18 protein-coding genes are annotated in these 20561 nt (G+C 70.2%); 7 read left to right on the forward strand and 11 right to left on the reverse strand.

Annotated elements, in window-relative coordinates:
* The first annotated feature begins 28 nt into the window (after nt 1–28).
* Nucleotides 29–559, forward strand: a complete 531-nt coding sequence (locus LUU90_RS01305) for an HAD family hydrolase (protein WP_342469182.1) — start codon at nt 29–31, stop codon at nt 557–559.
* Nucleotides 556–1188, forward strand: a complete 633-nt coding sequence (locus LUU90_RS26395; protein WP_342469184.1) for an HAD family hydrolase — start codon at nt 556–558, stop codon at nt 1186–1188. Before LUU90_RS01305 ends, LUU90_RS26395 begins: the two co-directional genes overlap by 4 nt.
* A gap of 215 nt (nt 1189–1403) precedes the next feature.
* Here LUU90_RS26395 and LUU90_RS01310 read toward each other — a convergent pair whose 3' ends face one another.
* Together LUU90_RS01310 and LUU90_RS01315 are read right to left on the reverse strand one after the other, a co-directional pair.
* The gene (locus tag LUU90_RS01310; protein WP_275001417.1) at nt 1404–2876 is read right to left on the reverse strand and encodes a resuscitation-promoting factor; all 1473 of its coding nucleotides are present in this window, start codon (nt 2874–2876) and stop codon (nt 1404–1406) included.
* A gap of 276 nt (nt 2877–3152) precedes the next feature.
* Nucleotides 3153–3950, reverse strand: coding sequence for a YdcF family protein (locus tag LUU90_RS01315; RefSeq protein ID WP_275001419.1), 798 nt, complete (start codon nt 3948–3950; stop codon nt 3153–3155).
* Nucleotides 3951–4196: 246 nt separating this feature from the next.
* On the opposite strand from LUU90_RS01315, the gene LUU90_RS01320 reads away from it, so the two are divergent.
* Nucleotides 4197–4640: a hypothetical protein gene (locus LUU90_RS01320; RefSeq protein ID WP_275001420.1), complete on the forward strand. Its 444-nt coding sequence runs from the start codon at nt 4197–4199 to the stop codon at nt 4638–4640.
* A gap of 79 nt (nt 4641–4719) precedes the next feature.
* Here the strand turns inward: LUU90_RS01320 and LUU90_RS01325 are convergent, their stop codons facing one another.
* Nucleotides 4720–5661: an alpha/beta hydrolase gene (locus LUU90_RS01325; protein WP_275001421.1), complete on the reverse strand. Its 942-nt coding sequence runs from the start codon at nt 5659–5661 to the stop codon at nt 4720–4722.
* A gap of 309 nt (nt 5662–5970) precedes the next feature.
* Nucleotides 5971–7203, reverse strand: a complete 1233-nt coding sequence (locus LUU90_RS01330) for a DUF1684 domain-containing protein (protein WP_275001422.1) — start codon at nt 7201–7203, stop codon at nt 5971–5973.
* Nucleotides 7204–7313: 110 nt separating this feature from the next.
* Here LUU90_RS01330 and LUU90_RS01335 point away from each other — a divergent pair, with 110 nt between their 5' ends.
* Both LUU90_RS01335 and LUU90_RS01340 read left to right on the forward strand, forming a co-directional pair.
* Entirely contained in the window at nt 7314–7904 is a 591-nt protein-coding gene (locus LUU90_RS01335; protein WP_275001423.1) for a helix-turn-helix domain-containing protein, read from the forward strand.
* A 154-nt stretch (nt 7905–8058) separates the two neighbouring features.
* Nucleotides 8059–9690 carry an FAD-dependent oxidoreductase gene (locus tag LUU90_RS01340; RefSeq protein ID WP_275001424.1) on the forward strand — a complete coding sequence of 544 codons (1632 nt, stop codon included), beginning with the start codon at nt 8059–8061 and terminating at the stop codon, nt 9688–9690.
* Between the two features lie 84 nt (nt 9691–9774).
* On the opposite strand, the gene LUU90_RS01345 is transcribed toward LUU90_RS01340, so the two are convergent.
* On the reverse strand, nt 9775–10110 hold the full coding sequence (locus LUU90_RS01345) for an EthD domain-containing protein (protein ID WP_275001425.1): 336 nt from the start codon (nt 10108–10110) through the stop codon (nt 9775–9777).
* 147 nt (nt 10111–10257) lie between these two features.
* Here LUU90_RS01345 and LUU90_RS01350 point away from each other — a divergent pair, with 147 nt between their 5' ends.
* Together LUU90_RS01350 and LUU90_RS01355 are read left to right on the forward strand one after the other, a co-directional pair.
* A complete protein-coding gene (locus LUU90_RS01350; protein WP_275001426.1) occupies nt 10258–10566 on the forward strand; it encodes a MerR family transcriptional regulator in 309 nt (102 codons plus the stop codon).
* Between the two features lie 99 nt (nt 10567–10665).
* A complete protein-coding gene (locus LUU90_RS01355; protein WP_275001427.1) occupies nt 10666–12222 on the forward strand; it encodes an MDR family MFS transporter in 1557 nt (518 codons plus the stop codon).
* A gap of 64 nt (nt 12223–12286) precedes the next feature.
* On the opposite strand, the gene LUU90_RS01360 is transcribed toward LUU90_RS01355, so the two are convergent.
* The 6 genes from LUU90_RS01360 to LUU90_RS01385 all read right to left on the reverse strand — a co-directional run bounded on the left by LUU90_RS01360 (nt 12287) and on the right by LUU90_RS01385 (nt 20473).
* Nucleotides 12287–14665: a glycosyl hydrolase family 95 catalytic domain-containing protein gene (locus tag LUU90_RS01360; protein WP_275001428.1), complete on the reverse strand. Its 2379-nt coding sequence runs from the start codon at nt 14663–14665 to the stop codon at nt 12287–12289.
* A 7-nt stretch (nt 14666–14672) separates the two neighbouring features.
* Nucleotides 14673–15605 carry a carbohydrate ABC transporter permease gene (locus LUU90_RS01365; protein WP_275001429.1) on the reverse strand — a complete coding sequence of 311 codons (933 nt, stop codon included), beginning with the start codon at nt 15603–15605 and terminating at the stop codon, nt 14673–14675.
* Nucleotides 15602–16534, reverse strand: a complete 933-nt coding sequence (locus LUU90_RS01370) for a carbohydrate ABC transporter permease (protein ID WP_275001430.1) — start codon at nt 16532–16534, stop codon at nt 15602–15604. The genes LUU90_RS01365 and LUU90_RS01370 overlap by 4 nt, the downstream gene beginning before the upstream one ends.
* A 4-nt stretch (nt 16535–16538) precedes the next feature.
* The gene (locus LUU90_RS01375; protein WP_275001431.1) at nt 16539–17837 is read right to left on the reverse strand and encodes an ABC transporter substrate-binding protein; all 1299 of its coding nucleotides are present in this window, start codon (nt 17835–17837) and stop codon (nt 16539–16541) included.
* A 163-nt stretch (nt 17838–18000) separates the two neighbouring features.
* On the reverse strand, nt 18001–19134 hold the full coding sequence (locus LUU90_RS01380) for an ROK family transcriptional regulator (RefSeq protein ID WP_275001432.1): 1134 nt from the start codon (nt 19132–19134) through the stop codon (nt 18001–18003).
* Between the two features lie 67 nt (nt 19135–19201).
* Nucleotides 19202–20473: a hemolysin family protein gene (locus LUU90_RS01385; RefSeq protein ID WP_275001433.1), complete on the reverse strand. Its 1272-nt coding sequence runs from the start codon at nt 20471–20473 to the stop codon at nt 19202–19204.
* Between the last annotated feature and the right edge of the window lie 88 nt (nt 20474–20561).

The raw sequence follows: 20561 nt of genomic DNA on the forward strand, positions 1-20561 counted from the left end.
GTGACCGTAGCGTCGTAGTCCGCCCGGTGTGCCCGCATCCCAGGAGACAGACCGGCGGCCAGGTGACGGTGCTCGACAGCGTCTGGTCGCGCTCGACATCGACGGAACCCTCATCGGACAGGACCGCAGAATTCCGCCCGGAACCGTCGCAGCACTGGATCTGGTCCGGGCCGCAGGCCACCACATCGTCCTCGCAACCGGCCGGTCCCTCATCGGCCTCGGACCGATCGCCACCAGACTCGGCCTCGTCCAGGGATACGCGGTCTGCTCCAACGGGGCCCTGACGATCCGCCTCGAACCCACCACCCCGACGGGCTACACGGTGATCGCCGCCAAGCAGTTCGACCCCAGCCCAGCGATCCGCCAAGCTCTTGAGTTGGCACCAGGCGCAAGAGTCGCCGCCGAGGAAATCGGCTGGGGCTGGCACGTCAACACCACATTCGATCCAGGACACCTCAACGGCCCACAGAAGAAGGTGCCGCTGTCGGACCTCATTGCCGCTCCGCATCACGCGTCACTCTCCACTCCCCCGGCATCGGTCACCACAGCGACGCCGTGAGCACCGCCGGAGTCACAGCCACCCCCGCCGGCCCGGACTGGCTGGACCTCACCGCTCCGGGAACCAGCAAGGCCGCAGCACTGGAAACGATCCGTACCCGCCTCGACGTCCCGGCAGAACAGACGGTCGCCGTCGGCGACGGGATGAACGACCTCGAGATGCTCACCTGGGCCGCGCGCTCCGTCGCGATGGGCCACGCTCCCGCCGTCGTGCAAGCCGCAGCCGACGAGGTGACCGGGACCATCACGCAGAGCGGCGCGGTCGCCGTCCTGCACTCCCTGCTTCCTCCCACGGTCGACGTCGCCTCCCTTTCACCGCTGGCGGCCCAGCTCGCGACAGCCGTCGTCACCGCGCACGGGACCGCGGCGCTCGTGCGGGTCTGGCACGGGACCGGGACCGGGACCGGACTCTCCCGCTGCGAGATCTGGACGCTGCGCGAGGGCGCCTGGATTCAGCACGCCCCGGTCCCCGCCGGAACAGGTGTCACGATGCGCGCGATCGAGAGGGCCGCGCGAGAAGCCGGGCTCACCTATCCACGAGACAATGAAGGACGCCGTCGCGCCCACTGGCGCGCCAGCGTCCTTCATAACGACCCGAACGGGTTCAACCTGCCTCTGGCCCTGACCTGACGCCCGCACGCCCGATGTCTGACCGACTTCATGCGGCCCACCACCCGGAGGCTAAGTACTTCTCGTTGTGACTTCTCGGGTGGCGACCGTCAACCAGACCAAGCCCGTTCGTGGCCACGATCGCGGGCTTCTGCCCGCCCGCGGACCGCCTCCGGTCGTCTCGAACGCACCGGGTCTGCATGGTGACCTGGGCGTCCGAGACGACCGGAGGCGGGTCAGTACAGGCCGAGCGATGCGGCACATGCGGGCCACTGACCCCAGCCGGACTGCTGCTGAAGTGCCTGGGCACGCATCGTCTGCTCGGCGGCGGAGGCATCAGAGGGAAGGCCGGAGCCGCCCATCGCCTCCCAGGTGGGCTGGGAGAACTGGTAGAGCCCGTAGTAGCCGTTACCGGTGTTGGCGGTGGGGTCACCGCCCGACTCGCACTCCGCGAGGGCGGCCCAGACGCCGCTGGTCGGGACCGCCGGGGTATCTGGCTCCGGCGCGGGTTCCTCGGCCTCCCGCGGTTCCGCTGCCGCTGCCGGTTCCGGTGCCGGTTCCGGCTCCGGCTCCGGTGCCGGTGCCGGTTCCGGCGCGGGGCGTGACTTGGTGCCGTACATGGTCACCTCGTCGACCGGCTTGCGCTCGACCGTCGAGGACAGCTTGTCCCTGTCCACGACCTTGCCGTCGACCCGGGTGACGTCCCACTCCGTCACACGCTTGCCCGCCCTGCCCTCGGTAGCCAGGTAGGGATCGAGATCCTCGAAGCGGTCCGGGTCCTCGGCCGTGACCCGGTCGAACGGCAGCCGGGTCACGGTCCGTTCGATCGAGGTCTCGACCTGTTCGACGACGACGGTGACCGTCGCCGCTCCCGGGGTGATCGCCGGCGCGTCCGGGCCGGCCGCCAGTCCGCGCTCGACGGTGACCCTGTCGTCCGCGTCGACCGTGACGTCGTTCTCGGCGAGCAGGTCGTCGAGCGCCGCGGCACCGTCGGCCACTTGCTGCGCCTTCCCGCCGACCACCAGGTTCACCGGGCTGTCGGTGTCGAGCCGCATCGGGAGTGTCACCCGGCCACCGGAGCGGGACGGGACGAGGGCCACGTCGCCGGCCCGCTCGGAGAGCTTGGCGAGCGCCTGGTCGGCGTCGAGCGCGGCGACCCAAGCGGTCCGACGCTCGCCGTCCGCCTGGAGGGTGACCTGATGGCCGTAGCGGACGACGACCATGCCGCCGTCCCGTAGGGCGCCGCCGGTTCCGGGCGTCACGGCGTCCCGGTTCGTGACCTCGACGCCCTCGTCGACCAAGAGGCCGGCGACGTCGCCCTGGAGGGTCTCGACGGTCGTGACCTTGCCGTCCACGTCGAGCGTGACGCTCTTGTGGGCGGAGGCATATGCGGTGATGCCGCCGGCACCGACCACTGCGACGACGGCGGCCCCCGCGAGGAAGGCGGCCCTGCGACGGCGCCGGGGCGGGGCCGGCGGCGGAGGCGGGTGTGGACCGGCCGCGGCTGCGGCCGTTGGGGCGACCGCTGCGGGCGGTGCGCCGGATAGAGGGCCGGCCTGGGGGCCGGCTGCAGCTGCCTCTGCCGCGGAGGAGGCCTCGTCCGCCGACGACGGTGGGCCGAAGAGCTCGGTGATGCCGACGCTGCCGTCGGCCTCAGGGTTGATGGGCTGATCACTGGGGCTGCCCTGAGCCGGGTGGGGAGATGTCACGCGGGTCCAGTCCTGGCAAGTTCCGGGCACGGGGGCTGGGGCGACACGATTCTCACGTGCCTCCCGCGCTGTGCGCGGGCCCGGCCAGCCGATCCGGCGGTCTCAGCGACCGTAACCCTGCCGTTATCAAATGCAAGCCTTGTCGCCAATCAGCCCTGCAAAAAGCCTGGAACATTTGGCAATATCCCAAATGTTCCAGGGTGAAAGGAGTGGCAAGAACCGGACAATATCGGCCGATCTAGGTGGCCGGGTTGGTGAGCTGAGCTCCGCGGACCGTCACTGCCCCGTCACGACGAGCTTGGTGATGGCCAGAGATTCCCGCACGTAGTCGACAGGGATCTGGTACCACGGCGTATCCGCGTGCACGTGAGTGGCACTCACCCCTGCTTTCTCGGCGATCCTGGCCGCCCGGAACACGTGGTAGTCGCTCGTGACGAAGGCCGTCGTGTACTCCGTGCCGAAGCGTGCGTCGAGCAGGCCCTGTGCATGGACGAAGTTCTCGAAAGTGCTGGTCGACCGCCCCTCCTGGATGATCCGGTGCTCTGCGACCCCGTGGGCGACCAGGTATTGCTCCATCGCGATTGCCTCGGTGACGGTCTCTCCGGGTGCCAGCCCTCCGGCGACCACGATGACGGCGTCCGCGTTCGCCATGGCGTAGTCGACAGCCACGTCGAGCCGGGAGCGGAGCGCCGGTGTCACGTCGCCGTCCCTCACGGCCGTTCCGAGGACGACAACGGCGTCCTCCTCCTGCGAGGCGGTGTCCACCCTGCCGAAGACCGCAAGACATGCGAAGGAGAGGAGCATCAGCGCGGTGAGGCTCGGGACGAAGATCCGAAGCCACCGGGGCGGTCCCTGCCGGGCTCCGGGCCGGGTCCTGTGCCGGGAGAGCCCGTAGAACATGTACAGGATGCCGATCACGAATGTCGCGACGATGCCGGTGTGCATGCTGCTTGCGAACAGCACGACCAGGGCATCGAGGACCAGCACCGCGCCGACGACCACCCAGAGGATCGCAGCCAGGCGAGCACCTCTGTCCAGGCGGCGCAGAACGAGAGCACCAGCGGCTCGCGTCATGTACGCGTGAACCCGTTGGCGCCGGCGCCGACACCGGCTCCGACGGATCTGACGATCATGGACGCACCTTTCTCCGCGCCTCGATGCGAGCGCTTCTGACAAGGCTAACCAGCAGCTAGCCAGCAAGGGGGGCGCGGGCCGTCCCCGCTCCGCGCGCGCGCGAAGGCTGCCCCCTGCCTAGCATCGAACTGCGCGGCAGGGAGGCTCCCCGCCACGGACAGGGGGCCGATGATGATGCGACGGATCATGGGTATGGTGCTGGGGCTCGCGATGATCCCGGTGGTCGGACTCACAACGGCCGCCCCGGCCTCCGCGTGGACCTACGAGGCCCGGCACTGCGTGGGTGACCGCGTCGACCGGTGCGTATCGCTGCGCAGGAACTCCAACGGGACGGTGTACGCCCGCGGGTCGGTCAGCGACGACAAGGACCGGCCCGGCGAGTACAGCGTCCGGGTGCTGGAGGTCTCCTACTCCTACGTCCGCGACGGGAACCCGCCCAGCGGCACGACCGTCCTCCGCTACGGGGACACCGGCTGGGACGAGTCCTCGGAGTGGCTCCCGACCCGGGCGCTCCCCGTGCCGTGCGGGACGAGCGTGGGCGCGAGCGCCAAGCTCGAATGGCTGGACGAACAGTCCCCGACGAAGAAGCGCACGACCGGATGGGTGCACGCGTCCGGCGTCATCTGCTGACCGGACAAGGCCGCCTCGAAGCGCTTGCAGGTTCCTGCGAACTGCGTCGGTGCGCTCGGCGAACACCCGGGACAGGTGCTCAGCCGGTGTGGGCCGCGAGGAAAGCCAGGATCCGTTCGAGCGCTTGCCGCCCAGCTGCCTGGTCCAGGTCGAACTGGTACTCGTGTCCGACCTGCGGCTCGTGGTCCGCGGGGAAGAACAGCGAGTCGACCTCGACGCCTTGCCCGGTCAAGGCCTCAACGAGCACGTGTGAGTGCGGTTCGAGCGGATCCCCGTTCCCAGCGGTGATGAACACCGGCGGGAAGGACGACGTCACGTGCTGTGGGATGGAGGCGTACGCGATCCGCGGGTCGGTGTCGAAGCCCTTCTCCCCCGTGTAGGCCCACAGGATGTCGCGCTGAAGCCGCCCGGCCAGGCCGTCGGAGTAGTCCGGGAGCGTCAGGTCGTAGGCACCGCACGCCAGGATCGTCCCGCGCAGCTGGTCATGCTCGACCGGCTGCGGGAGGCCGGCCGCTGCGGCATAGTCATCGTCCGAGATCGCCAGCGTGATCTGCGCCGCCAGAAGCGCTCCAGCGGAATCGCCGGCAAGGATTATCCGGTCCGGGTCGGCGTGGAAGCGTTCCGCGTTCGCGACCACGTGCTCGAGAGCCGCCGCGACTTGCTCGACCTGGTGTGGGTAGTGGGCCTCCGGAGCCTTGGTGTACTCGACCGACACTGTCGCGTAGCCCTGGGCGGCCAGAATCTTCAGGTAAGCGGTCGTGCCGTCCTTGGTCCCCGCCACGAAGGCACCGCCATGGACCCACACGACGACGGGCAGTACGCCAGTAGCGTCCTCCGGCCAGAACGCGTCCAGACGACCGTCGGGATCCCCTTGCCGATACTGCTCGTCGATCAGGCCCGTGACCCCGTCCGGCACGTGCTTCTCCAGCGCCTCCAGCGCCTTGGTGCCGTTGAGGTCCGGCGAATATCGAAGCAGCAACGTCGTCGGCCAGTAGCTGACTTGGAACGCGACCACGATCATCAGGGCTAGCACCAGCAGGACAGCAGCTGCCCGCCATACCCATCGCGGTACGCGTGCCTGGCGGCGGGGGGCCGGCGACCCGGCTACTTCCTCGACCATGGGCTCCCTCGTACGCGCGACCGGTGTCGTTACCGACGCCTGGGCGACCGCCAGGCGACCGCAAGGTAACCCGGTTCGCGTTGTGGTGCATCCGGGCCTGGCTCGGACCTGGCCGTACCGATGATCGTGACGGCGCTCGCGACGATCCGGCACCTGGGCGCCGCTCGTGCCCAGGTGCCGGAGATCCTCGGTGCCGGATCCGCTGCCGGATCAGACTTCGTTGCTCGTGCTGCCCTGGTCGGGCGGCGTCATGTTCGCGTACTCCTCGATCCGGTCGATGAGACCGTCCTTGAAGCCGAAGTACATCGCCACGGGCAGCTCCATGCCGGACCCGCCGGGCATGCTGATGTGCAGCACGTGCTGCTGGAGCACCTCGTCGGGCTCCTGGAACTGCCGGACGATGTCGTACCGCAGCGCGGCGCCGCCACCCGTCATCTGCTTGAGCTGCTCGAGGTTCTCGTCGATCGTCTGCTCGCCCTTGCCGTCGTTGTGCCAGACGGTGGCTGTGTCCGCGCACATCGCACGCATGCTTGCGAAGTCGAACTTCTCCAGGTGCCGCAGGTACTGGACTGCCTTCTCCGTCAGCTCGGGTTCCATGGTTCCGTCCTGTCCTTTCTTGTCGGGCTCTGTCACCGTGCTCCCGCTCCTCACGTCGAGGACGGGCGCACGTTCTCCGGCGTCGACGACGACCGGAAGATGGTTCGCTTCAAGCGGGATCGGGCAGGGAAACGCCGTGGAGAACACGTGGTGGGGCAGGATCACCTGGTTGAAGTCGACCCGGAGGGTGGTGCCCTCGTCCGGGGGGAGGATCAGCCATCGACCGATCTCGGGTGTGTCGGTGCCGCTGCTGGGATCGGTGAATACCGCCAGCCGCAGGCCGGGAACGGATTCCATCACCAGCAGGGTGTGCTCCTGGCCGCCGAGCTCGACGACCAGGTCGCCCGGGGCGGAGACCATCTCCTTGCTCCGCGGGCTGGTCAGTCGTCCCATCTCGACGGTACGGCCCGGCGTTGGCCGGTACTCGGCGTCGACGACCCAGCTCGGATCGTAGGGATAGCTCGCGATCTCGCGCAGCCCCGTGAGAACCGGTGCGGAAGGGTCCCAGACGACCATGCCGTAGGTTCCGCCCCGCCCCTGGACGAAACATATCCGCCCGTCAGCAAGCTCCACCTGGCTGCCGGACTCCACGTCCACCGCACCGGTGACCGGCCGCCCGCCGATCGACACCCCGTCCGCGGCGGTGACGGTGAGCGTCAAGACCCCCGATGCACTCACTTCCCAGCGACCCGGCACCCCCGGCACCCCCGGCTCGGGGTGCGAGACCATGGCCAGCTGGACGGTGCCCGCCTTGCCGCCCGGGCCGGCGACCTCCTCCCAACGGTTCTTCCGCCAGGTCGTGTGCTCCACCGGCACACCCGGGTGGCCAGAGTCCTCAGTAGACATAGATCCTCCTGTTCCTGTGACGCCCGGGACGAGCGCCCTCCAGGTGGCCACCTTGCGGCGGCGACGCAGATCCTGGCAAACATTGTTGCTGATCTGGCAAACTGACTGCTATGAGCAACGAGAGAGGCGAGGGCCTCGACGCCGTCGGACCCCGGCTGCGCAACCTGCGCCAAGAACGTGAGACCACGCTGGCCGAGCTGTCGGCCGCTACCGGCATCTCCATCAGCACGCTGTCCCGGCTGGAGTCCGGCTCCCGGCGACCGACCCTGGAACAGCTGCTGCCCCTGGCCAGAGCGCACGGCGTCACGCTCGACGAGCTGGTCGATGCCCCCGCCACCGGTGACCCGCGCGTTCACCTACGCCCCATCCACTGCAAGGGAGGGCAGACGGTCCTGCCGTTGACCCGGCGCCCCGGCGGCATCCAGGCCTACAAGTTCATCCTTCCCGGAAGCCGCGGCTCGGATCAGCCCACTCCCAAGACCCACGAGGGGTACGAGTGGGCCTACGTCCTCAACGGGCAGCTACGGCTCGTGCTCGGCGACCACGACCTGGTCCTCGCACCCGGCGAAGCCGCCGAGTTCGACACCCGCACGCCACACTGGTTCGGCGCCGCGAGCAGCCAGCCCGTGGAATACCTCTGCCTCATCGGACGGCAGGGCGAGCGCGCACACATCCGCGCTCGCACGACCCCCAGGAAATGAACGATCCCTCCGCCCGGGCACCCACAGCCGTCACCCCGTGACGTTTGCCGAAGTGGCAAACATGTTTGGTGTTCTTCCCCGCGGCGAGCCAGTCTCGTGCGTCGACCCAGACCGCAGCGGCCTGGGGTGTCACCGCAGGCAGGAGAACGCACCGATGAAGGTTGTCATCGTGGGGGGTGTGGCCGGTGGCATGTCAGCGGCCACACGCCTGCGCAGGCTCGTCCCGGACGCCGAGATCATCGTGCTCGAAAGAGGCGAGCACGTCTCGTTCGCCAACTGCGGCCTGCCCTACTACATCGGCGGAACGATCGAGCAGCGATCGGCGCTGCTGCTGCAGACCCCCGAGAGCTTGCGCGACAGATTCGCGCTCGATGTGCGGGTACGCCACGAGGTGCTGACGATCGACCGTGCCGCGCGGACGGTGGAGGTCCGGGACCATCGGGCCGGTGTCGACTACACGCAGGAATGGGACCACCTCGTGCTCAGCACCGGTGCCGCTCCGGTGGTCCCCTCCATCCCGGGAGCAGAGCGGGCGCTGACCTTGCGAGATGTCGCGGACGCCGATGTCATCGCAGAGGCCGCGGCGCGATCACGTACCGCCGTGGTGGCGGGCGCCGGTTTCATCGGGCTGGAGATGGCCGAGAACCTCCACACCCGCGGACTGTCGGTCGCACTCGTCGAGCTCTCCGGGCAGGTGCTGCCTCCGTTGGACCCGGAGATGGCCCAACCGGTACTCGACCACCTGCGCGCCCAGGGCGTCTCGGTGCAGCTGGGCTCACGAATCCAGCGCATCGACGCCGCCACGGTCGTGCTGGACGACGGCTCGACCCTGCCCGCCGACCTGGTGATCATGGCCATCGGCGTGCGGCCGGAAAGCCGCCTGGCCGCCGCGGCCGGTCTAACGACCAGCCCGGACGGCGGTGTCGTGGTGGACGCATCGCTGCGCACCAGCGACCCCCGGATCCACGCGGTCGGCGACCTGGTCCAGAAGACCGACGCCGTGTCCGGCAAGGCGGGTCTCATACCACTGGCCGGTCCCGCCAACCGGCAGGGCAGGCTCGCCGCGGACGCGATCGCAGGCCGGTCGGTGCACGACGGGGGCAGCCAGGGCACGGCCGTGATCGGCGTACTCGGCTTGACCGCGGCGGTGACCGGCTGGAACGAGAAGAGGCTGCGCGCGGCGGGACGTCCACACCGCATCGTCCACATCCATCCGCTCGCCCACGCCGGCTACTACCCCGGTGCCGCTCCCCTCGCGATCAAGCTGCTCATCGACGCCCGGACCGACCAGATCCTGGGCGCGCAAGCCGTCGGGACCGAAGGTGTCGACAAACGCATAGATGTCCTCGCCACCGCCATGGCCGCCCGAATGCGCGCGTCGGACCTTCTGCGACTGGACCTCGCATACGCCCCGCAGTACGGCACGGCCAAAGATCCCGTCAACATGCTCGGCTACGTGGCCGAGAACCTGGCCGACGGCACCACCGCGAACATCCAGTGGCACGAGGTCGAGGCGGCGCGAGCGGCTGGAGCGACCGTCGTGGACGTGCGCACCGCAGCCGAGTTCGCCGCGGAAGCGATCCCCGATGCGATCAACCTCCCCTTGGACGAGCTCCGGCACCGGCTCGCCGAACTACCTCCCGGACAGCTGATCGTCTACTGCCAGGTGGGACAACGCGCACACAGCGCGGTGAGCCTCCTGCGCGCGCACGGGCGGGACGCGGTCAACCTGGACGGCGGCCTGCTGACATGGCGGGCGGGCACCCGGACGGGCGGGGAGCTGTGAACGCCAGCTCCGGATGGTGCAGCAAGCGTGGCGTCCGGAGACCGGCGACAGTGCCGGCTCCGGCGCGGCCGATGGATCCGGGTCTCAGACCACCGTCGTCTCCTTGGTCACCAGCACCTCGACGGACGCGAGGTCGATGAATCGCGCCTCGTCCGGGTGCACGAGTTCCCGGTAGTTCGTCGAGGCGAAGAACGCGTGGTGGTCCGCCCAGCTCGCGAACCAGAGCTCGGTCAGGCCGTCGTAGGCGGGCTTCGGGTACCCGTCGGCGGGTACGGGGTGGGACACCGTGTACTTGCGCACGTACCGTGCCGCCTCGGGAATGGAGGTGAACAGCGGTGCATGGTGATCGCGGTGGTGCTCGACGAAGGCCTCGAACGACATTCCGTCGACCCTGCGGATCATGAAGACGAGCTTGATCACTGCGGCGCTCCTTCAGTATGGCTGCGTCGGCGCCCCGGGGCTCCCGGGGTCACGGTCCGCGCGGCCGTGCCGTGAACGTAAACGCTCACATCAATGTCAGGGGCAAGTCATGAACGTCGAGGACAGGAGCAGGAGCCGTGCGGATCGGTGAGCGGCCAGCGGCTCTACACCGAGGAGCACGTGGAGCGCGTGCGCCTGGTGCGGGCTTTTCTCGCGGCAGGGCTGTCCAGCCACACCATCGCGGAGATGGTGCCCTGCATGGCGCAGCCCAGTACGCACGGGGCGCACCGCGCCCTGGAGATCCTGGAGCGGGAACGCGGACGCCTGCGGGACGCGATGGCTGCCCTCGCTGACGCCACCTCAGCACTCGACGCCCTCGTCGACGCCAACCGGCGCTACCTCGAGGGCGCCACAGCTGTCACCCGCGAGATTTGCCGGACTGGCAAACATCTTTGACGATCTTGCCGGCGCGGAGCCAGCCTTGCTCATCAGAAGTAGGTCGCGTGCAACGTCGCTCTCGATCTCGTCCCGCGCGCCGTACGAGAGGGCAAGCCCATGAGTACCACGACTGACACGTCCGACCACCTGAGCGATCCACCGGCCACAGCGGCCGCAGCAGCCACAGCCGACGGCGCATCGAGTGACACCCCCGTGCCTCCGCGCGCCGACAAGCTCGCCCCGGGTCACTTCCGTGCCATCGCGCTGCTCATGGCCAGCGCGTTCACCGTGATCCTCAACGAGACCACCATGTCCGTGGCGCTGCCGCCGATCATGGCCGACCTCGGTGTGACCGCCACGACCGGCCAGTGGCTCACCACCGCGTTCATGCTGACGATGGCCGTGGTCATCCCGGCCACGGGCTTCCTCATCAACCGGCTCGGCACCCGTGGTGCCTACCTGCTGGCGATGGCCCTGTTCACTGCCGGCACCGCGCTGGCGATGATCGCACCAGACTTCGCGCTCCTCGTCACCGGACGCGTGGTGCAGGCGACGGGCACGGCCATCATGACGCCGCTGCTCATGACCACCATCATGACGATCGTCCCGCCGCACATGCGCGGCCGCATCATGGGCAACGTGACGCTGGTCATCGCGCTGGCGCCGGCCCTCGGCCCGACGCTGTCGGGTGCGGTCCTCGACCCCCTGGGCTGGCGCGGCGTGTTCGGCGTCGTGCTGCCGATCTCGGCGCTCGCCCTGGTCGCAGGCATCCTCTGGATCCGCGACGTGTCCGACAAGGACGAGCACCACCTCGACCCGCTGTCCCTGCTGCTCGCGCTGGTCGCGTTCGGTGGTGTCGTGTGGGGCCTTTCCGGCCTGGGCGAGGCGGCGCAGCACGCCACTGCGGTCAACCCGTGGATCCCGCTCGGTGTGGGCCTCGCGGTGCTCGGCCTGTTCATCTGGAGGCAGATCGCACGGCAGCGCACCAACTCCGCACTGCTCGACCTGCGCACGTTCCTCGAGCCGAACTTCCGCGTCGCCGTCATCATCATGGCGGTCGCGATGATGGCGATGTTCGGCACCATGATCGTGCTGCCGCTGGTCCTGCAGGACGCCCTCGGCATGACGCCGCTGACCGTCGGCCTGCTCATGCTGCCGGGAGGCGTCGCGATGGGCCTGCTCGGCCCGGTCGTCGGCCGCTGGTACGACCGGTTCGGCCCCCGGCCGATCATGATCCCCGCCACCGTGGTGGTCACGGTGGCGAGCGGGGCGCTCGCGTTCATCTCGCCGACGACGTCGATCTTCTACGTCCTCGGCGCGCACATCCTGCTCATGGTCGGCCTCGCCTCCGTGTTCACTCCCCTGTTCAGCGCAGCGCTCGGGGTGCTCAAGCCGCACCAGTACTCGCACGGTTCGGCCACCATCAACACGGTGCAGCAGGTGGCGGGCGCTGCGGGGACCGCGCTCTTCATCGCGATCATGACCATCCGGGCAGCATCCCTGGAAGACGGCGGGTCGTCCGGCGCGGCGGCCATGGCCGAGGGCGCCGGTCTGGCGTTCGGGATCGGTGCCGGCGTCATGGCACTGACCATCGGGCTCGCCACGATGATCAAGCGCCCGGAGAGCGACGGCGAGCTCCACGGTGGTCAGAGAAGCGGTCAGCCCCAAACCTGAGCCGGTCACCGACGGCTACGAGCCCTCCGTCGGTGAGCCGATGGCAGGTGCTTCAGCATCGACCTCACGTAGTCGCGAAGTCCGCCGGCCCCACCACCACCGGATCGCTGGTCAGCCGGCGCCGCACCTCGCGACCCTGCCATCGCAGGACCACCGTCCGGCCCTCGACCGCCTCCGGCGCCGGGGACCCCGGGGACCCCGGGGAACGGAGCCGCACCACGGCCCGCACGAGGTCGCCGTCGGCCCAGTCGAGGTCCACGACGAGACCGGGCCGCGCCACCAGGCCATGCGCGGAGCCCGACGCGAGCTCGGTCGGCAGCGCCGGGAGAAACTCGACGTACCCGCGGTGGCTCTGCAGCAGGCACTCGGCGAGCGCCGCCGCGTACCCCAGGTTGCCGTCGATCTGGAACGGCGGGTGCGCCGCGAACAGGTTGCGATAGAGGCCGCCCGCCCACTGCCCGCGCACCCCGGTCGCGTCGCGGAACACGAGGTCGAGCAGGTCGGAGACACGGTCGGGGCGGTGCAGGCGGGCCCAGAGCGCGATCTTCCACGCCAGCGACCAGCCGGACGAGTCGTCGCCACGGCGCTCCAGGGACGCGGCCATCGCGGCCTCCTCGGTCGCGGTCAGCTCCTCGTCACCGGGGAAGAGGGGGAAGAGGTGGCTGACGTGCCGGTGGTGGGGATCGCTCTCGGACACCTCCCGACCCCACTCCTGGACTCTGCCGTCCGTCGCCACCAGGACGCCGGGCAGGTCCGGGAGCACGACGGCGGCACGGCCGGCGAGATCGGCGGAGTCCGCGCCGATCCGCGGCGCGAGCTCGACGACGGAGCGCAGCACGTCGCGCACCAGGGCCCGGTCCATGGCGCTCGACCAGCTCACGGCGACGGCGCGGCCCTGCGCGTCGACGAACGTGCTCTCCGGGGAAGTAGACGGCGCGGTCCCCCAGGAACCGTCCGGCGTGCGCACGAGCCACGAGAGCGCGAACTCCGCGGCGTCGCGCAGCACCGGCCATACGACGTCGCGCACGTGGTCGTCGTCGACGGAGCCGAAGCGGACCCGCTCGACCAGGTGCCGGACGAGCCACAGGCCACCCATCGGCCAGAACGCCCACGCCGGGTCGCCGCGGCCCGCACCGACGGACGCTGCGAAGGCCCAGGCGTCGCTGTTGTGGTGCGCCGCCCAGCCCTCGGCGCCCAGCCGGCGGGCGGTGGACCGGCCGCTGGACGCGAGCGCCACCACCAGGTCCTCCAGCGGCTGGACCGTCTCGGGCAGCCCGAGCACCTCGGCGGGCCAGTAGTTCATCTCGGTGTTGATGTTGAGCGTGTAGCTGGAGCTCCACGGCGGTTGCATGTCGAGGTTCCACAGGCCCTGCAGGGTCGCGGGCAGCCGGCAGCCACGCGAGGACGACATGAGCAGGTAGCGGGCGTGGTTCAGCAGGGCGCCGGCCAGTCCGGGGTCGGTCTCCAGGACCCGCCCCGGGGCGGCGCGCGCGACGGCCAGTCGCTCCTCGAGCGTCCGGGCCGGTTCCCGGTCGGCGGCGTCGGCCTGGTCGCCCGGCGCGTGCCGGTCCTGTCCGCCCACCCGGACGCCGCACCGGTCGTACAGGCCCGTGTGCTCCGTCTCGTGCCGGCGCAGCACCTCCTCGGGGTCCTCGGCGAGCACCCGCCCGACCCGGGTGCGGGCCCGGGGGGTCAGATCCCCGGCCGAACCACGCGGCGCGGAGCCCGGTCGGTCGTACGTCGTCTCGACGGCGAGCGCGAGCACCCATCGGTCGCCGTGCCGGCGCCAGCCGACGACGACGCACGCCTCGACCGCACCGGGACCCCAGGTCGCGGCGGGAAGGTCCGGCTCGTGACCGGGCGCGACGTCGGAGGGCGCGCGGAGCCAGATCTCGATCCCCGCCGGGCCGTGCTCCCGGTGCAGCTCGTGCAGCGGCGAGGCGAGGCGCACCTCGACCGGGTCCGGCGGCGCGCCGTCGACCACGTGCAGCAGCACGTCGTCGACCGCGGAGACCACCGTGCGCGCCCGCCCTTCCACCGGGCTCCCGGTGTGCGTCCCGGTGCGGGTCCAGGTGTGGGTCCCGGTGCGCAGGTCGAGCGAGCGGCGGCCCGGGCCGGCGTCGGGTGTCACGATCTCCAGCGTGCCGAGCGGCAGGAATGCCTGGGCGTACGGCGCCTGGAGCGCCTGCAGCGGCTCGGTGGCCTCGTGCCCGCGCCCCGACGTCGCCGCGTCGCGCGCCCGCGCGAGGAGTCGCCGCGCTTCCCGGTCGGTGCCGCCGGCGGACGCCGCGGCGTCGTCGGGCGGTCCGGACCACACGCCCTCGTGGTTGAGGTCGAACCGTGCCGTCGGGCCGCCCCAGCACATCGCGCCCAGTCGTCCGTTGCCGAGCGGCAACGCGTGCAGCCACTCCGCCGCCGGACCTTCGTACTCGAGTGTCGTCATCGCGCCGTCATCCACGCACGCTGCCCGCGCTCAGGCCGGCGCGCCAGAAGCGCTGAAGAGCCAGGAACACGATGGCGATCGGGACCACCGAGACCAGCGATCCCACCACGGTGAGGATCTGCAGGCTCGGGATCGTGATGGACGCCTGGTTCCACCCCGTCAGCCCGACCGTCAGCGGCATGAGCTCGGCATCCGTGAGCACGAGCAGGGGCAGCAGGTAGTTGTTCCAGCTGCCGAGGAACGCGAACAGCAGGATCGTCACCAGCCCGCTCGACATCAGCCGCAGGCCGATGCCGGCAAAGGTCCGGAACTCCCCCGACCCGTCCAGGCGGGCAGCCTCGAGCAGCTCGGTCGGGATGGCGTTCTGCGCGAAGATCCAGGCCAGCAGTACGCCGAACGGGTACGACAGGCCAGGCAGCAGGAGGCCCCAGTACGTGTTGTTGAGGCCGAGGTTCACCAGCAGCACGTAGGTCGGCTGGGCGAGGACCGTACCCGGAACGAGCAGGCTGCCCAGGACGATCCCGATGAGCAGCGCACGACCACGAAACCGGTAGACGGCGAGCGCGTACCCGGTCGCCGCGCACAACAGCGTGGTCAGGACCGATCCGACCACCGAGTAGACGACCGAGTTCAGCGCCCAGCGCCAGAAGATCCCGCCGTCGTACGTCGACAGGTCGCGCACGTTCTCCCACAGGTGCCAGTCGGCCAGGGCGAACCCGGGCGTGCTGAACAGGTCCGACGCGGACTTGGTCGAGGCGATGACGAGCCACAGGACCGGCGCCAGGAAGTACAGCGAGGCGACGGCCACGACGGCGGTGGCGGCGACCATCCAGCCGCGGCTGACGCGCTCGCCGCCGGACACGACCGTCCGGGAGACCCGGCGCGACCGCACCGGTGGCGCCGTACCGGCAGGAGGGCTGTCCTGCAGCGCCGCGGTCATCGTGCGCCTCCTCGCGAGGACGAGTTGGTGAACCGGACGAGCACCAGGGACACCACGAGCGTCACCAGGCCGAGGATCACGGCCATGGCCGAGCCGAGATGGGGGTCGCGTCCGAGCGTCGAGACGGCGTAGATGGCCATGTTGGGCGTCCAGTCGCTGGAGATGTTGGGGGTGATGGACTGCAGCACCTGCGGCTCGTTGAAGAGCTGCAGCGTGCCGATCACCGTCGACAGGGTCGTGAGGAGCACCGCCGGCGCGATCATGGGCAGCTTGAGGTTCAGTGCGATCCGCAGCTCCCCCGCGCCGTCCAGGCGGGCGGCCTCGAAGGTGTCCCGCGGGAGCGACTGCAGCGCGGAGAAGAGGATGATCATGTTGATCCCGGCGTTCGACCAGATGCTGACGTTGGCCACGGACCACAGCACGGTCCCGGGGGCGAGCAGATCGGTGTCGATGTCGATCGCTCGCAGGCCCTGCACGAGAGGGCTGACCGACGGCTGGTAGAAGAAGCCCCACAGGAGCGCCGCGATGACACCGGGCACCGCGTAGGGCAGGAACACCGCGAACTGGAAGAAGCGGCGGGCACGGACCAGCGCGGAGTCGAACAGGAGCGCCATCACCGCGGCGATCACCATCATCACGGGCACCTGGACCAGCCCGTAGAGCGCGACCCGCCCGAAGCTGACCAGGAAGTCGGCGTCGGCGAAAGCGCGCGTGTAGTTGCGCAGGCCGACGAACACCGTCTCCGCACCGCCGAAGCCCAGCCCCGAGCTCTGGCTGGAGTACAGGCCGTTGACGAGTGCGATCACGATCGGCGCCAGCATGAACGTCAGGAAGACCAGGACGAACGGAGTGACGAACGCGTAGGGAATCCACCGTCCGCCGCCGAGCACACGGCGGCGGACGGCGGACGGCGGTGTCTGTACGGCCATCAGCTCACTCGTTCACGGTGAGGCCTCGCGCCTCGAGGTCGGCCACGGTGGCGGCCTGGGCGTTGTCCAGTGCCTCGGCGAAGGTCTGCGACCCGCCGACCACCTCGGCGAACTCGTCCAGCACCGCGGTCTGCGCCGTGCCCCAGTTGGGTCCCTCGGTCCACGTCGCAGGGGTGTTCTCGGCCGACTCGATGAACACCTCGTTGATGGCCTGGCCACCGAAGAACTCCTGCTCCTCCACCAGCGCCGGGGAGTCCAGCCCGTTGACCGTCGACGGGAACAGGCCGCCTTCGGTGATGAGCGCCTCCTGGGTCTCGTCCGACCCGTTCAGCCAGGACGCGAACTCCGCTGCCGCTGCCGCGCTCTCGGCGCCGTCGAGCACGACCACGGCCGCTCCGCCGGAGTCGCCCTGGTTGTCCGAGCCCGCGTTCGTCGGCATGGCCGCCACGCGCCAGTCGCCCGACGTGTCAGCGGCGTTCTCGGCCAGCGCGGTGGGGAACCAGGCGGCGTAGCTGATGGTGGCGATGTCACCGGCGTTCACGCGGGCCCAGTACTCCGGCGTCCACATGAGCTCGGTGGTCACGAGGTCCTCGTCCAGCAGCGTCTGCCACCGTTCGGCCACCAGCTTGCTGGCCTCGTCGTTGATCCCGACGGTCCAGGCGTCGCTGTCGATGCCGAACCAGCTGCCCTCGGCCTGCTGGACCTCCTGCACCCACTGGCCGATCTCCCCCGGCGACAGGTTCGCGATGTAGACGTCGGGATCCGCGGCCTGGAGGGCGCGTGCCGCCTCGAGGTACTCGTCCCAGGTCGTGGGAACGGGGATGCCGTGCTCCTCCAGGATGTCGGTGCGGTACATCATCCCGCTCGGCCCGATCCCCTGCGGGACCCCGTACACCCGGCCGTCGAACGACACCGACGCCCAGGACTGCGCCGTGTAGTTGGACTCGTGCTCGGCGACGTACTCGGTGATGTCCTGCACGCGTCCGTTGATCACGTAGTCCGGCAGGTCGTGCGTGCTGAGCTGGACGAGGTCGGGCCCGGTACCGGCGTCGACCGCTGCTTCGACCTTCTGGCCGTCGTCTCCAGTCATCCGATGAAAGGACACCTGAATGTCGGGATTCTCCGCGTTCCAGGTCTCCACGAGATCCTCCAGGCCCGGCACCCAGCCCCAGAAGTCGATCTCGACCTGCCCGTCAGCCGGCGCGCCGCCTGCGGCCGTCTCCCCACCGTCCGCGGAGCTGCAGGCCGTGAGGCCTGCGAGGGCAACGAACCCGGTGGTGAGGAGCGCGGTCCACCGCCGCACACGGTGTCTCGAGAGCGCCTTTGCATCCACAAGATCGTCCTTCCGTCGGAGTGGCCCTCGTCGGCCATCGTCCGGAGTTTGTCGCACTGTGCAACATACTGTCAACACAAAGGTAGGATGACTGCTCGGGATCGCCGGTTGACCCACACCACCGACACGGCGTTCAGACGAGGTGCCGGACAGCCGTGATGGCGGCACCCCAGGCATAGTCCGTGAACGCGAACGGGTGCACGTCGACAGGCGGGGCGATCGCCGAAGGGTCGAGCATCCGGCCCAGCGCCTCGTCGAGCTCCGCACGTGCGTACTCACCGACGATCCTCGCCTCGCCCGTGACGATCACCTTGTCCGGGTCGACCAGGTTGACGAGGTTGGCGACCAGCACACCCAGTGCCGTGCCGGCGGCCCGCAGCGCCTCGTCCGCCGCGGCCTCCCCCGCCCGCGCCGCGCCGACGACGTCGTCGAAGGTGGCGCCCCCGGCGTTGGCGAGCATCGCCGGGACGGTGACGTAGGCGGAGGCACACCCCGCGTGGCCCCGGTAGCAGCGCGGGCCGTCACCGGTCACGATCAGGTGGCTCACCTTGCCCGTGCGGCCGTGCGCCCCACGCACGAGCCGACCGTCGACGACGAGGCCCGCGCCGATACCGGCACCGACCGCGAACACGGCCAGCGACCCGGTCCCACGCCCGGCGCCGAACCAGTAGTGGGCGACGGTGAGCGCCTGCACGTCGTTGCTGATCGCCGTGGGCAGGCCGGTGGCGGCCACCACGGCCGCCTCCAGCGGAACCCGGTCCCAGCCGAGGAAGTCCGACCCGATCACCCAGGCGGATCGGTCCACGACCTGGACGTCGCCGGCCAGGCACACACCCACCGCCGACACCCGCGGAAACGCCGCGCGGGCACGCTCGACCGCCGCTGCCATCGTGGCGACCACGTCATCGACCTCGCGCGAGCCGAGCGGGACCTCCTCGGTGGTGAGCACCCGGGCCTGCAGATCGGTCACGGCCACATACAGGGCCGCACCCGTGAGCTTCATCCCGACGAAGTGCGCGCCGTCGGGCCGCAGCGCGACGACATCGGAGGGTCGACCTGGCCCGCTGGCCACAGCCGGACCGGCCTCCTCGAGCAGGCCGGTCGCGGTGAGGTCGCGGGTCAGGCGCGAGAGCGTCGCACGCGACAGCCCGGTACGGCGGGTGAGCTGGGAGCGCGACCTCGGACCGTTGACGAGGACGTCGAGCAGGACCGTACGCTGTGCCGACGTCAGCGGAGGCCAGGCCCACGGCGTACGGGACTCGATCATGCCGTGAGCCTATGGCCGTCCGCGGAGCCCGCGACCAGTCTTGCCGGGACTCGGACGTCGTGGAGTGTCAGCTCCGCCGGAGCACGTCCAGCCGGGTCAGTCGCCGCCCCTGGACCGCGGCGACCACCAGGTCGCGCCCATCGACATGGACGGTGTCCCCGACCTCGGCGACCCGACCCAGGCGGCTGACGACATAGCCCGCCACGGTCTCGTACGGACCGTCGGCCAGCTCGACCCCGGTCTTCTCGGCGAACTCCTCGATGGTGATGCCGGCTTCCACGGACGTGGTCCCGTCGGGCGACGGGGGTTGCGCGACCTCGAGCATGTCGTGCTCGTCGTGGATGTCACCGACCATCTCCTCCACGAGGTCCTCGAGCGTGACGATCCCGTAGGTGCCGCCGTACTCGTCGACCACCACGGCCAGGTGACGCCGCTCCCGCCGCATCTGTGACAGCGCGGGGATCAGGTGCGTGGTGGTGGGCAGATAGAGCATGCTGCGCGTCAGCTCGCGCACCGGCGTGGTGCCGGGGACCCCGAACAGGTCCCGGACATGCAGGACACCGATCACGTCGTCGAAGTCCGCGCCGGTGACCGGGTAGCGCGAGTACGGGCTGGCCTGGACGAGCTCGAGCACCTCGGACACCGGCAGGTCGCCGGCGACGAAGGTCACCTCGCCGCGGGGGCGCATCACCTCGCTGACCGACCGGTCGGCGGCATCGAAGACGTCACGCAGGATGCGACGCTCCTCCTCGGGCAGCCCTTCGTGGGCCACCACGACGTCCCGCAGCTCCTCCTCGGACATCTCCTCGGAGGTGGCCCGCGGGTCTCCGCCGAGCAGACGCACCACCGCGTTGGTGGACTCCGACAGCAGCCACACCACCGGGCGCATCAAGCTCGCGAACCGGTCCAGCGGAGGCCCGACGGCCAGCGCGACGCTCTGGGAGCGCTGGAGCGCGAACCGCTTGGGGACCAGCTCGCCGAGCACGAGCGAGAGGTAGGCGATCACCAGCGTCAGCACGATCAGCGAGAGGGTCTGCGCGACGTCGTCGGGCATCCCGGCACCCGCGAGGACGGGTGCGAAGTCGGGGGCCAGCGTCGAGGCGCCGTAGGCCGCGGAGAAGAACCCCGCGACCGTCACGCCGATCTGTACGGCGGCGAGGAACCGGTTGGGGTCCCGGGCGACCGCGGCCACCCGGGCGCCACGTCCGCCCCTGGCCTCCAGGCGGCTGATCTGACTGCCACGCAACGAGACCAGGGCGAGCTCCGTGCCGGCGAAGACGCCCCCGATCAGGATGAACAGCAGCACGAGCGCGATGTTGACCCAGGTGTCCTGGTCCATCAGACGCCCACCTCCCGCATCCGGCTCGGGCGGTGGGCGCAGGGACTGTGTGCGTCATCCATGGCGACGAGTACATTTGCCGAGGACT

The organism is Promicromonospora iranensis (genome assembly GCF_028994775.1).
In the GTDB taxonomy this organism is placed as follows: Bacteria; Actinomycetota; Actinomycetes; order Actinomycetales; family Cellulomonadaceae; genus Promicromonospora; species Promicromonospora iranensis_A.

Excerpts from the sequence above, each read along its gene's own strand:
- LUU90_RS01315 (WP_275001419.1), bottom strand. The coding sequence starts at position 3,950 with ATGACGCGAGCCGCTGGTGCTCTCGTTCTGCGCCGCCTGGACAGAGGT.
- LUU90_RS01320 (WP_275001420.1), top strand. The coding sequence starts at position 4,197 with ATGGGTATGGTGCTGGGGCTCGCGATGATCCCGGTGGTCGGACTCACA.
- LUU90_RS01325 (WP_275001421.1), bottom strand. The coding sequence starts at position 5,661 with ATGATCGTGGTCGCGTTCCAAGTCAGCTACTGGCCGACGACGTTGCTG.
- LUU90_RS01330 (WP_275001422.1), bottom strand. The coding sequence starts at position 7,203 with ATGTCTACTGAGGACTCTGGCCACCCGGGTGTGCCGGTGGAGCACACG.
- LUU90_RS01335 (WP_275001423.1), top strand. The coding sequence starts at position 7,314 with ATGAGCAACGAGAGAGGCGAGGGCCTCGACGCCGTCGGACCCCGGCTG.
- LUU90_RS01340 (WP_275001424.1), top strand. The coding sequence starts at position 8,059 with ATGAAGGTTGTCATCGTGGGGGGTGTGGCCGGTGGCATGTCAGCGGCC.
- LUU90_RS01355 (WP_275001427.1), top strand. The coding sequence starts at position 10,666 with ATGAGTACCACGACTGACACGTCCGACCACCTGAGCGATCCACCGGCC.
- LUU90_RS01360 (WP_275001428.1), bottom strand. The coding sequence starts at position 14,665 with ATGACGACACTCGAGTACGAAGGTCCGGCGGCGGAGTGGCTGCACGCG.
- LUU90_RS01365 (WP_275001429.1), bottom strand. The coding sequence starts at position 15,605 with ATGACCGCGGCGCTGCAGGACAGCCCTCCTGCCGGTACGGCGCCACCG.
- LUU90_RS01370 (WP_275001430.1), bottom strand. The coding sequence starts at position 16,534 with ATGGCCGTACAGACACCGCCGTCCGCCGTCCGCCGCCGTGTGCTCGGC.
- LUU90_RS01380 (WP_275001432.1), bottom strand. The coding sequence starts at position 19,134 with ATGATCGAGTCCCGTACGCCGTGGGCCTGGCCTCCGCTGACGTCGGCA.
- LUU90_RS01385 (WP_275001433.1), bottom strand. The coding sequence starts at position 20,473 with ATGGACCAGGACACCTGGGTCAACATCGCGCTCGTGCTGCTGTTCATC.